We start from the raw sequence: 12,662 nt of genomic DNA, 5'->3' as shown, positions 1-12,662 counted from the left end.
TGAGGCAGCGAGGTTTGTCGCCATCACGCAACCAGTCGAAGGTTCTCCTTCCCTCCTAGCGCCTTGGACGCTTTGATGGTCATCAACGGCGAAGCATAGTCGCGGTTGGCTGGTGAAAATGCGAAGCTCACAAGGTGTGAAACATCGTCCCCTTCGATGTATCTCCTCCCAAGCTTTCGTTGGTTGTGTGACGGCGGCAAACACGCTGAAAGAGAGAAACGAAAAGAGAGGAGGGGAATATGGCGAAACTTTCACTAACTCGTCGAAGCTTTTTGAAGGCTGCTGCTATCGCAGGTGCTGCAAGCACGTTGAGCTTTGCTTCCGTACCTTCGACAGCACTTGCTGAAGGAACTGACGAATCTGCCGGTGAAGTTGAGCGTATTCGTTCCTGCTGCCGCGCATGCGGCAAATGCGAGTGCGGTGTGTGGGTGACCGTGCAGGATAATAAGGTAATCAAGGTTGAGGGTGACGAATCAAACGCCCACAGCCGTGGTCACTGCTGCGCGAAGTCTCAGTCATCCATGCTTGCACTGTATCACCCCGACCGTTTGCGTTATGTCATGAAGCGCACCAACCCCAAGGGCGAAGACGATCCCGGTTGGGTTCGTGTTGGTTTTGCTGACGCTATGGATGAGATTGGTGCGAAATACAACGAACTTATTGACAAGTACGGTGGAAAATCAATTTTCTCCATGGGTGGTACGTCTCGCGTATGGGCACAGCCCCCGTATGGCACGCTGAAGTCAGTCTTTGGAACGCATAACTTCCACTCAGCATACGAGATCTGCAAAGGCCCGCGCCACTTTGGCGGCGTGTTGACCGACGAAAAGGGTTCTCCTTGGATGGAAGTTGAGCAGGGTCCGATTGTTTATCTGCAATGGGGTACTGCAGCTGAGTATTCAAACTACGACTCTACAAACCGTACAGTTGTAGACTGCTCGCAGCGTTCTTACAAGCACATCTTGGTTGACCCGCGTATGACGCCGCTTGGAAAAGAAGCTGATTTGTGGCTTCCGATTCGCGTCGGTACTGACCTGTGCTTGTCATGCGGTTGGCTCAAGTGGATCTTAGACAACGATGCATATGACCGCGCTTTCGCCGAGCGTTGGACCAACGGTCCTTTCTTGTGGAATCCCGAGGAAGACGGCAAGACCGTCAAGGGCTACTTCCTGGAAATGAATGGCGGCATTCACATGGAGAGCCGTTTGATTACTGAGGCTGATTTGGATCGCGAATGGGTAAGCCAATATTGGGAGCCTGCTGATCCGCAATATTCTTATCGTCGCTTCATCTGCTGGGACGAGAACAACAACAAGCCGACGTACTGGGACGCAGAAGAGTGTCAATGGGAAGGCGAAAAGCACAAGATCCCAACGACAGGCGTATGGATTGAGCATCCCTACAAGCCCATCATTGCTGATGCATGGCTGCCGGATCCTTCGAAATTCGCTGACCCTGCTGACGCAACGTATGATGCATATTGGACGGGCGAAGGCAACGAGAAGGGTGCCAAGTCAAACCCGGCTGGTCTGCCTAAAAAGCCCGCACTGTTCCCCAACGGAGTAGAAATCAAGCTGGCAAATGGCAAGACCATTGAAGCTAATACGGTATGGGAAGAATTTGCTCATTCACTGGAAGAGTACACGCTTGACTATGTATCAGAGGTGACCGAGGTTCCTGCGGACAAGATTGAAGAGGCTGTTCGCATTTATACCACGCGTCTGAACCCCCTGCATGGCAACGGTGGTATTCACTATCAGCTGGCTCCCGACCAAACGGGTCATGCAGTACAAAACACTCGCGCACTGCAGCTTATTGCATGCTTGACGGGTAACTCTGACGAACCTGCAGGTAACCGCGGTTCTTCTAAAGCACAGGTTGACGGCTGCTGCGGTCGTGCCAACATGATGAAGACTGATCACGACCCGGTTGACTGGGGAATTCGTGAGGGTATTGGCACGATGGAGCTGGGCAATACTCCGCGCGACCTTACTATTGAAGAGCAGATTCCGCTCATCCAGAACTTCGTACAGTATCTTATTGACGAAGAGTCTCCGCTTGCTGAGCGCTATGGCAATCATGTTCCCACTGATGAAGAGGCATGGTGGATTGCAGAGCGTAAGGGTGGCGCTTACAAGAGCTCGCGTTCTTACCCGGGTCTTAAGACGCCGTTTGAGGCAAACGAGGATCAGATTTCTGCTGAGCGCTTCCCGCTGCTTCGCTTCTGGAATAGCTGGACCGACGCAAGTTCAATTTGGGATGCAATTCGCGAGATTGACTCACCCTATAAGCTTCATGGCGGTATCTGCATGTCCGGTGACTTCATGAATCAGTCAAACCTGCTTGAGGCATGGGATGCATTGACGCAGCTGGACTTCTGGGTAGACATTAACTTGTGGTCATGCCCCAACAATGGTTGCGCTGACTATGTCTTCCCGTGCTTGCACTGGCTTGAGGTTAACACCGGTCGTGTATCGCAAGGCGCTGGTGGCATCTTTGGCGCTGGTCAGCGTGCTGTTGAGCCGATTGCAGATTGCGTATATGACCCGACGTTTGTGGTTTGTCTGCACAAGTCTATGGGTGTTCCGTTCAATGATCGCGATCCTGAATATGATGAGTGGCTCAATCTTGACTACCACGACTTCGTTCAAAACGGTGGCACCGTTGGCTACGAAGAGCAGGAGTATCGCGTACTCAAAGATGCAACCGACTGGTGGAAGACTGAAGAGTTCCCCGATGGTCCTGACTTCCCGCAATATGCGGCTAAGTTCCAGGAAGAGGGTTGGTTTGACTGCCGTAAATGGCATCCCGAGCGCTGGGGTACGTATCGCCGCTGGGAGATGGGCTATCGTCGTCAGCAGGCAGGTTACAACCTCTATGCTGCTGTTGATGAGAAGTGTGCATTCGGTACACCTACGGGCAAGGTTGAGATCTGGTCAACCATTGCTGAGTCCTATATTGGCGATGACGTTGAGACCTTCGCCGAGGTTTGCTCACCTGATCGTGCGGCATATGCAGGCGATATTCCTGATATCGACAAATTCCCGCACTGGTTTGAGCCGAAGAACTCTCGCGTTGCTAACCCTGAATGGTACGACGCAGAGTTGGTTGAGAGCGCTCAGTACAACTCCGACAACTACCTCAACAAATCCTTCACGGCTATTGTTGATCCGTTTGGTGTTGGCGCTAATGCAGACGATGGCGAACCGGACAACTTGGAAGCCTACAAGAAGGCTGTCAAGGAGAACCCGGAGGCAACCTTTATCTGCACGTCAGGTGCTCGTCAGCCTGTCTATTTCCACTCCGAGCATCGCCAGTTGCCGTGGTGCCGCGAGCTGTGGCCAAGCCCGCGCTTTGAAATCAACCCCAACGACGCTGCACGTCTGGGACTGGAGCAAGGCGACTGGGTATGGGTACGCACACCATGGGGTGCAATCCGCGAGGTAGTGGACTTGTATTACGGCATCAAAGAAGGTACCGCAAACGCCAACCATGCATGGTGGTATCCCGAGGTTGACACGGCCTCTCATGGCTTTGAGCTTGTTGGCATCAACTGCACGATGGACAAATATGCTCAATGCTGGATCTGCGGTGCGTCGCAGTTGCGCGGTAATCCTGTTGTTGTTTACAAGGCAACGGCTGAGAATTCGCCGTTTGGCAACCCAGTACCGTGTGATCCGGAAGGCAATGAGGTTATTACGAACGCGAATGACCCGCGCTTGAAGGAATGGTTATCTAACGACCCGCGTCTTGAGGATTCAAAGGTAGAGCTTACCTTCGCCAACCTCAACGCAAAGGGCTTACAGACTGCTCGCAGCTTGATTAAGGAATAGGAAGGAGGTTTTCAGCATGTCGAATTACGCAATTATCACGGACTTGAACCGCTGCACGGGATGTCTTGCTTGCACTGTTGCGTGCAAAGCTATCAACGGCGTTGACGTGGGCAACTTCTGGATTAAGACCCTGCGTGTTGGGCCCCATCCTACCGAAGGTGGCTCGGGCACGTTCCCGGATGTGGAGATGTACTTCCTTCCGGTGCAATGTCAGCATTGCGAAAACCCTGAGTGTGTAAAGGTGTGCCCAACAGAGGCGTCATATATTGCTGAAGACGGCACCATTCAAATTAACAAAGAGAAATGCATCGGTTGCCAATTCTGCGCTATGGCTTGCCCCTATGGCGTTCGTTACCTCAACGAAGAAGAACGCGTTGTTGAGAAGTGCACCATGTGCGAACAGCGTATTTCACAAGGCGAGTTGCCTCAGTGTGTTGCGCAGTGCGGTGCACGTGCACGCTTCTTTGGTGATCTGGATGAAGGTGTTGAAAACTTTGAGGCACCAGCGCATCCGGACACGCCAGGCTGCCAGTATGACGAGATGACGCAAACCCGCGTCAAGCTTAAGGATTACGTGGAAGCCTACACCGATGATGATATTCACCACCTCACGAATACAGGCAATGATCCCAAGATCATGTACCTGCTTCGTGAAGGCCGTAAATGGAGGGAATAACAGATGGAATTGCAATGGCCTTTGATTCTCTTCACCTTCTTTAATTGCCTGGCCGGCGGCATCTTTTTGATGCAAGGCGTTTTGACCCTGATGGGTCATGGCAAGAAGATGCAGCTTGCATCGCTCATCTCTGCTCTTGTGGCTTTGGGCGTAGGTGGTTTGTGTGTATTTATGCACCTCCAGCATTGGGAGCGCATGTTTAACGGCTTCGGTCATATCACCTCAGGCATCACCATTGAGCTCATCTTCGTCGTGCTCTTTGCAGTGGCGCTGGTGCTCTACTTCTTGATGATGCGCCGTTCTGAGAGCGGTTTTGCTCCGAAGTGGTGTGCGGTGGTAGCAATTGTTGTCAGCATGGCACTGCCTATTGCAACTGGCGATAGCTACCTCATGGCAGCGCTTCCTGTGTGGAATACGCCGCTGTTGCCAGCCTATTATGCCGCGAACACCATTTTATTGGGCGGCTTTGCAGCAGCAATTATTGCAGCTGCAGTGAAGGTTGACGATGTGGATGCTACGGGCAAGGTTTGCATGCGTGCAGCATTTGTAGGTGCGGTAGTAACAGGTGTTATCACCATCATCTACGCGGTACTCATCAACGGCATGACCGATATGTATACCGATGTTCAGTATTACTTCGATCCCACTTTGCCTGACGTTGGCATGGTTGATGTGGCGTCATATACCGGTGCCATCTTGAGCGGATCTTTGGCACTGCCGTTCTGGCTTGGCAATGTGATTGTTGGCTGCGTTGTCCCAGCTATCATTTCTGGCTTGGCTATGGCAGGCAAGCTGAAGTGCGAAGGCACCACGCTGCTAGGTGCTTCAGTTGTTGCTCTGATCTGCGCAATCGTGGGTTCATTTATCTGGCGTGCGCTGCTGTACATGGTGGCAATTAGCGCGCTGCCGTTCTACTAAGAAGAGCGTGAGGTGAACAAGGCGCTTGGCAATTCTGGTCGGTTGCACGGTGCCTTGTTCGCCACAGAGTTTTGAAAACTCATGATAGACGGGGCTTGATCTTATTCTTGCTCCGCACATAGCTTCAACGACAAGCCCCGTTGTTCATGGATTTTCAAGCTGGTCAATGTGGATCTGGCTCACTGAGCTACTGGTCAGTCTGGTTGTGTGTGTTTTGAAGAGGAGGAGCATATGACCGAGCAAAAGGATACGGACGTCAAGCAGGTTGCTTCGACGCCGTCTGAAAAGCGCGCGCATGAGCCTATGAGCGTGTCGCGTCGTTCGTTATTTATTGGTGTGGGGTCAACGGCTGCGCTTTTGGGATTGGGTGCCCTGCGTTATGTGGGTCACACCCCGGTAAATCGCCCGCCCGGAGGACAAGATGAAGCAGCTTTAGTGAGCGCGTGTATTCGTTGCGAGCGCTGCTATGAGGCGTGCCCGCGCAAAATTATTGTTCCGGCAACTATTGAGGATGGCCTTTTAGGAATGCGCTCTCCTCAGCTGGACTTTTCGGCAAATTATTGCGATTTTTGTCGCGAAGAAAATGGTGGCGTGCCCCTTTGTACGCAGGTGTGCCCCACGAATGCTTTGCAATTGCCTGCCGATGCAGTGCTGGGAAATCCTGAGACTGGTGAACGTGGCAACGTCATCATCGGCATTGCCAAGATTGATGAATATAGCTGCTTAGCATTTCGTGATACGGGCTGTCGTGCCTGCTATGACGCATGTAAATATGACGCAATTCGTCTTGAAGGAACTGATACAAACCCGCGCGTGTATGTAGAGGCAGATAAGTGCAATGGATGCGGTGCATGTGAGTCAGTGTGCAAATCGTTATCGGCAGGTTCAATTGTAAGTGGTGCCACGCATCGTGCCATTATCGTTGAGCCGGTTGAGGCAGAATAAGGGGGCTTACATGAAGACGAAAAATCTGCGTACCGCTATTGCGGTTGGTATCTTTGTCGTACTGGCTGCCGGACTGATTTTCGGCGTTTCGTTTGGTACGCTTTCGGGCTTTGGTTGGGATGATTTCTCGGTGCTTTGCCCGCTTGGCGCTTTGGGCACCATGATTGCAACTAAGACGATGATCCCGCGTGCGGTGGTAAGCCTAGTTGCAATGATTTTGTTTTTTGTGGTGCTTGGGCGTGCATTCTGCGCTTGGGCATGTCCGGTTGGAGTGTTTGATCGCATTCGTGCATTCTTTCGTTCTCCGAAAAAGCGTAAAGAGATTGAGCAGGCAAAACATGATGAAATGTTAGCCATTTCTCGCCAAGAGCTTGAGGCACGCGGCGTTGCAGTCAAAAACGCAGAGCACGCAGATGCTCAGTGCACGCATTCGTGCAAAACGTGCGGAGGGTGCCAGCCTTTTAAACATGGTAAGTTGGATAGCCGCCATGCGGTTTTGGGTGGCGCGCTGTTGTCCACGGCAATTTTTGGATTTCCGGTGTTTTGCTTGGTTTGCCCGGTGGGTTTGACGTTTGCGACTGTTTTGGTGGTGTGGCGCCTGTTTTCAGCGGGCGATATGACGTGGTCGGTAATTTTGATTCCGGCGTTCTTAATTGTTGAGTTGGTGTTGTTGCGTAAGTGGTGCACGCGTTTTTGCCCGTTGGCAGGTCTGATGAATTTGTTTTCGCGTTTTTCTAAAACGTGGGTTCCCACCATTGATGATAGTAAGTGCTTAGAAACCGCCAAAGAAAGCGCATGCGGCCGTTGTGCTATGGCTTGTGAGGCTGACATTAATATTCGCCATCCTGAATTTGGCGAACGCACGATGGCAGATTGTACGCGTTGTCGAGCCTGTATTGATGCATGTCCGACCAAGGCAATTTCGATGCCGTTTTTGGTGCGCGCGGGTCACAAAGTGACACTTGCTGATGCTGAGCAGGATGTACTTGAGGGTATCCAGGGCGCCGAGCGGCGTGCAGAGGCAGCGTTCAGCCCGCTTGATAAAGCAGGTGAGTAAGATGACTAACTGCGGGCAAGCAAATCGCAGTATCATCGGTGCCTTTGAAGCAATTGATGGAGTTGCTATTGCGGTTCATCAAGAGCGATGCGCAAAGGTTCGCAATCGCAATGTGGCATGTTTGAAGTGCGCCGATGCGTGTACGTCAGGCTGCATCTCGCTGGTGGATGGTCAACTGGTTATTGACGCGCAGAAATGCGTGGGGTGCGGGACGTGTGCGACGGTGTGCCCAACGTGCGCCCTTGAAGCAAGAAATCCCACAGATGCAATGTTGCTGTCTGAGTGCCTTGCTCATCGCTGTGGTGACGAAGTGGTAATTGCGTGTACGCCGCTGCTTGACGTGGTTGGCGAGTCCGATTGCGCAGCTCATCTGGCAGAGCTTGATAATGCTGCGCGTGTGGTGTGCTTGGGGCGCGTTGACGAGTCGGTTGTGGTTGCACTGGCTAGTGAAGGAGTGCAGCGCATTCGCTGTGTGTGCGGATCGTGCGAGCACTGCGAACAAAAGCATGGGCTTGCCACAGCGCATGTGGTGGCGCAGACAGCGAACGATCTGCTCGTGGCGTGGGGCAGTGCTGCGCGCATGGAGGTGGAGATGCTTTCCACAGGTGATGTGCAACTTGGATGCGAGCCTATTCGCGCTGATGGGATGGAAGATGCCTCAGCGGGCGTAGAGAGGTGTGCACCTGCTTCAAGCGCGGCGCCGATGCGCGTTATGAAAGATGGTACGCTTCCGCACTTTTTGCCCGACAGGCGCGAGCGTTTGCTGAATGCGTTGGCTGATCTTGGTGAAGCGCAAGATGAGACCCTTAATACGCGTCTTTGGGGGTTAGTTGTCATCAATGGCGCCAAATGCGTTTCATGTCGAATGTGTGCGACGTTCTGTCCGACTGGAGCGCTTACCAAATTCGATGAAGCTGATGGCGTGATAGGCATCAACCATTATCCAGCTGACTGCGTGAAGTGTGGAAGTTGCCGCGATATTTGCCCTGAAGATGCCATAGTTTTGCTGGATAGCGTCAAGACGTCGGTTGTGATGGAGGGGCACGTGCATCGCTATGTTATGGATCCGCGTGCGGTTGAGTTGCGCAACAACCCTCACCAGATTTTGCAGACCATGCGTCAAAGCTTTAACGGAGATATTTTCGAACGATAGATGGTCGAAGTATCCCCTCGGCCTCCTGTCCTGTGCCGACATGCACCATCATCCTCTTCAACTGGTGCGTGTCGGCTTTTTGTATGGGCGCACTCTGTTACGTATGTACTTTGCTCCAGTAGGTTTTGCGCCACTAGGCATTTTGCATAAAATACTGCATGATTTACAAAGTTTGGTGAATTTGAGGTAGCCAAGTGTGGCGGCCGAATGTGACGGTCGTAAGCAGTAGACCAACTCAGTTGACGAAAAGAGAAAGAGCCCCATGGTACGAATTCCTCATGCTCGAATTGAGCAGATCATTGCCGAAGATGTGCCCTACATTGATCTGACCAGCATGGTTTTAGGCATTGATTCTCAGCGTGGAAAAATGGAATTCTATACGCGACAAGATTGCGTGTTGGCTGGTGTGCAAGTCGTTAAACACATAGCTGAGCAGGTTGGATGCTGCGTAATTTCTTCCTGCGAAGATGGCGAAACTCTTGTTGCGGGGAAAACTTTCATGACACTTGAGGGGAGCGCGGCAGATTTGCACGTGGCGTGGAAGGTGTGTCTTAACACTTTCGATCATCTCTCGGCCGTGGCTACAAAAACACGCGAGATGGTTGAGGCTGCACATCGCGGAAACCCCAGCTGTGAAATTCTCACAACCCGCAAAAGCATGCCAGGTGTAAAAGACCTGCTCACAGAAGCCGTGCTGATAGGCGGTGCATTTCCTCATAGGCTCGGGCTTTCAGAAACCGTGCTCGTTTTTGATCATCATATGACGTTTCTTGGCGGCTTTGATGCTTTCCTGGAGCAAATCCCCTCTATCAAAACGCGTTGCGTGGAAAAGAAGCTCTTTGTGGAAGCTAATGCTGAACAGGCACTCCGTTTGGTGAAAGCCGGTGTTGACGGCATTCAGCTGGAAAAGATTCCTGTCGAAGAGTTGGCAGCACTTGTGCAAGCTATTCGACAGATTAACCCGCATGTAACGCTGGTGGCTGCAGGAGGAATTAACCCGGACAACGCACAGGCTTATGCCGCAACGGGAGTGGATGGGCTTGCAACAACAGCACCGTTTTCAGCGAGCCCCTTAGATATGAGCGTTCGCATGTTAGCTCTCTAGTTCGCCCAAAACTGCTTCAACATCCACAGGCGCAAGCTGCTCGGGCAGCACTCCGGATGTGGCGTGCGCAGAAGGGGACGTGGTGTCGGCGGTGGAAGTGTCGGTGGTTGCGGCGTCGCAGGTGCATTGCTCAGCGCGCTTTTCTGCGCGAAGTGGCAAGTATTCGCTGATCACGATGCCGGCAAAAATGAGCGAAAACCCAATAAAGAGCGGAAGGGTGAGAACTTCGCCCAAAAAGAGAATAGAAAAACTCACGCCAAAAACTGATTCGGTAGCCAAGAACAACGATGCGGGCGCTGGGTCAACGTGTGCAACAGCGGTATTTTGGAAAAGCAGCGCAATGCATGAAGCAAAAATCCCGAGATATCCGAGATTAATCAAGGTGTCGGTAGAAAGCGTGGTGAAATTGGGCGTTGGCTCGGTGATGCCGCCGACAACAAAGCCTAAGATACCTGCAACTAAAAATTGAATTACAGTGAGAAGTGTCATATTGCGACCTGGGGCATATTTTGCCGTAAGCAATACATGAATGCTCAAAAAGAGCGCCGAAAGAAGCGTGATAAGGTCGCCAAAACGCAAATTAAAACCACTGCTGCCGGCGTAAGAGACGCATCCCACACCAGCAACGCACACTAATGCAGCCACAATGTTATAGGCGGTGGGTTTTTTATGAGTGATAAGCCAACCTAAAAACGGAATGATGACGACATAAAGCGTGGTTAAAAACGAGCTATTTGAAGCGGTAGTGTCGGTTAGTCCTGTTGAGTTTGCCCAATACGACAAGAAGAGAAAGAGACCCAAAATAGTGCCAGTACGCAGGTGCGATGCGTCAATAGAACGCACTCGACGCAGTGAAAGTATGCCTAAAAGAATGCCTGCAATAGTAAAGCGTACGCCGACCATCCACGAAGGGGGAAACGCATCTACCGTTGATTTGATTACAACAGTACCTAAGCCCCAGATACCCGCTGCTACCAAGAGCATGATTTTGTAGCCGGCGGATGAAGATGCTTTGATGCGTGTTATTGCCATGCAGTTACTTCCCCCTGTGATACTGGTTCAATTGTTCTTTGAGAACTTGTCTATCGCGTAACTAAATTACAACTAAGCAACTACTGTTGAGCGGAGTGCTAAACAATAGGTTTGTAGCTGATAGAGTAATTAGAGTATAAGAGAAATAGTCTCAAAGGTGAACTTGAGGAGGTGCCTTATGCCAACCATAAAAGAGTTCGTGCAATTTGCGCGCGAATCACGGCAAGATAAAGGTACCGAAAGCAGAAAACGCCTTCATGAAATTGAGCATATCGTGCGCAAATACCATGTCTTTTCAGGTCTAACACCCGAAAAGGCAACGCATTTGCTGGAGGACTTGGGGCCAACATTTGTTAAAATGGGGCAAATTGCGGCGAACAGAAGCGATATCATCCCGCAAGCATATGCTGATGCATTCAAGCAGCTGCGTGCAGACGTGCCTCCAATGCCATTTGAAACAGTAGAGGCAACGCTCAATGCCTCGTTGGGACATCCCTGGACAGAAACGTTTGATGTGCTTGAGCCGACACCGCTCGGATCGGCCTCTATCGCGCAGGTGCACAAAGCGCGTATTGCTGAAAACCCGCGTGGTCCGCGCAATGCGAAGGGCGAATACGCACCTATTTCTGAAGATATCCTCGTGCCTGGCATGTGGGTAGCCGTGAAGGTGCGTCGGCCAAATGTGGCTGAAAAGATGCTTTCTGATCTGGCGCTTATTCGCCATGTGGTTGCGCTTGTTGGATTGACTAATACTACTGACGGCATCAAGTTGTCGCTCATGGATCTTGTAGATGAACTTGAGCGAACCACCAAACAAGAGATTAATTTCTGCGTTGAGCTTGAAAATCTAGTAAAGTTTCGTCGGCTTTTGGCAGATCAGCCTGGTATTGAATGTCCACGACCGTTTCCGGTTATCAGTTCTGATGACGTGTTAGTTATGGAATATGTTCAAGGTCCAATGATTAATGATCTTGAGGCTATTCGTGCTGAGGGGCTTGATCCGGCGCAATTGGGACACACACTGGCAGAGAGCTACGTTACACAAGTGGTGGAGAATGGTTTTTTCCACGCAGACCCGCATGCAGGCAATATTTTGGTGCGCGATGGCACTATTGTCTGGATTGATCTGGGCATGGTGGGCACGCTTAATGCCAGTGAGCGCGGAACTATCATGCGCATGATGCATGCCGCTGCTGAAAACGACGCTTTCGCAGTTATGGAAGCACTATTGGCATGTTCTACCACTCATGGCGAAGTTGATCATGGTCGGCTCTTGGAGCAGCTGGCGAATCTGCTTACGCTCTATAGCACCATTAATCTTGCTGATATTGATGTAGGCGCAGTTCTCACGCAGATCTTGGAATTACTTCGTACGCAGAACATGTCTTTACCGCCAGCATTTACTCTTCTGGCACGCAGCATGGTTGCCGTTGAGGGTGTGCTGGTTGAAGTTGCGCCGCAAGAAAGCATAGTCAAGATCATTTCTCACCATGTGCGCAGCCATGATTTGAATCTTGAAACCATAGAGGCGAAGGCGCGCGAATTGACGATAGCAGCTCTTTCATCTGCTGAGTCATTAACGCGCTTGCCAACGCAGGCATCGCACACGCTTCAGATGCTTAATCGCGGGCAGATTTCTGTCGGTGCTGACCTGGAGATTCCGGCAAATGCTTTGGCGGCGTTGTATTCCGTAAGCGGAACCATTGCCATGGCGCTGATTTCTGCGGGCTTATTTGTGGGCTCATCAATGCTGTGCACCACGAACATGGCGCCTAAGTTGTTAGGCGTGCCCGTTTTGGGCGTGCTGGGCTACATTGGAGCGTTTGTGCTGGGCGCATATGTGGTATGGCGAAATATCGTGATACGACATCGCCAGAAAAACGACGAAAGATTGTAGTGGTGTATAAATGCGCCAAACAAAAAACTCCCCAACGCCAGAGGGA

At 51.5% G+C, this 12,662-nt stretch carries 9 protein-coding genes; 8 read left to right on the top strand and 1 reads right to left on the bottom strand.

Translation table 11 applies throughout. The annotated features are described in order from the left end of the window. Positions 1–239 precede the first annotated feature (239 nt). From NFR28_RS01800 to modD, 7 genes are all read left to right on the top strand, one after another. Positions 240–3,833, top strand: coding sequence for a molybdopterin dinucleotide binding domain-containing protein (locus NFR28_RS01800; protein ID WP_251178125.1), 3,594 nt, complete (start codon positions 240–242; stop codon positions 3,831–3,833). A gap of 16 nt (positions 3,834–3,849) precedes the next feature. Further along, positions 3,850–4,509: a 4Fe-4S dicluster domain-containing protein gene (locus tag NFR28_RS01795; protein ID WP_251178124.1), complete on the top strand. Its 660-nt coding sequence runs from the start codon at positions 3,850–3,852 to the stop codon at positions 4,507–4,509. Positions 4,510–4,512: 3 nt separating this feature from the next. Further along, positions 4,513–5,427: a dimethyl sulfoxide reductase anchor subunit family protein gene (locus NFR28_RS01790; protein WP_251178123.1), complete on the top strand. Its 915-nt coding sequence runs from the start codon at positions 4,513–4,515 to the stop codon at positions 5,425–5,427. A gap of 231 nt (positions 5,428–5,658) precedes the next feature. After that, positions 5,659–6,372: a 4Fe-4S dicluster domain-containing protein gene (locus tag NFR28_RS01785; RefSeq protein WP_251178122.1), complete on the top strand. Its 714-nt coding sequence runs from the start codon at positions 5,659–5,661 to the stop codon at positions 6,370–6,372. Positions 6,373–6,382: 10 nt separating this feature from the next. Further along, a complete protein-coding gene (locus NFR28_RS01780; protein WP_251178121.1) occupies positions 6,383–7,429 on the top strand; it encodes a 4Fe-4S binding protein in 1,047 nt (348 codons plus the stop codon). 1 nt (position 7,430) lies between these two features. Next, positions 7,431–8,582, top strand: a complete 1,152-nt coding sequence (locus NFR28_RS01775; protein ID WP_251178120.1) for a 4Fe-4S binding protein — start codon at positions 7,431–7,433, stop codon at positions 8,580–8,582. A 262-nt stretch (positions 8,583–8,844) separates the two neighbouring features. Beyond that, the gene (gene modD, locus NFR28_RS01770; protein ID WP_251178119.1) at positions 8,845–9,687 is read left to right on the top strand and encodes a ModD protein; all 843 of its coding nucleotides are present in this window, start codon (positions 8,845–8,847) and stop codon (positions 9,685–9,687) included. Here modD and NFR28_RS01765 read toward each other — a convergent pair. Then, entirely contained in the window at positions 9,676–10,719 is a 1,044-nt protein-coding gene (locus tag NFR28_RS01765; RefSeq protein ID WP_251178118.1) for a DMT family transporter, read from the bottom strand. The two genes, modD and NFR28_RS01765, sit on opposite strands and share 12 nt — an antisense overlap. A 178-nt stretch (positions 10,720–10,897) precedes the next feature. Here NFR28_RS01765 and NFR28_RS01760 point away from each other — a divergent pair, with 178 nt between their 5' ends. Then, the gene (locus NFR28_RS01760) at positions 10,898–12,616 is read left to right on the top strand and encodes an ABC1 kinase family protein (protein ID WP_251178117.1); all 1,719 of its coding nucleotides are present in this window, start codon (positions 10,898–10,900) and stop codon (positions 12,614–12,616) included. Positions 12,617–12,662: the final 46 nt, after the last annotated feature.

The sequence above is a fragment of the Adlercreutzia agrestimuris genome, from assembly GCF_943193125.1.
In the GTDB taxonomy this organism is placed as follows: domain Bacteria; phylum Actinomycetota; class Coriobacteriia; order Coriobacteriales; family Eggerthellaceae; genus Xiamenia; species Xiamenia agrestimuris.
This window is presented reverse-complemented; position numbering and strand designations above follow the sequence as displayed.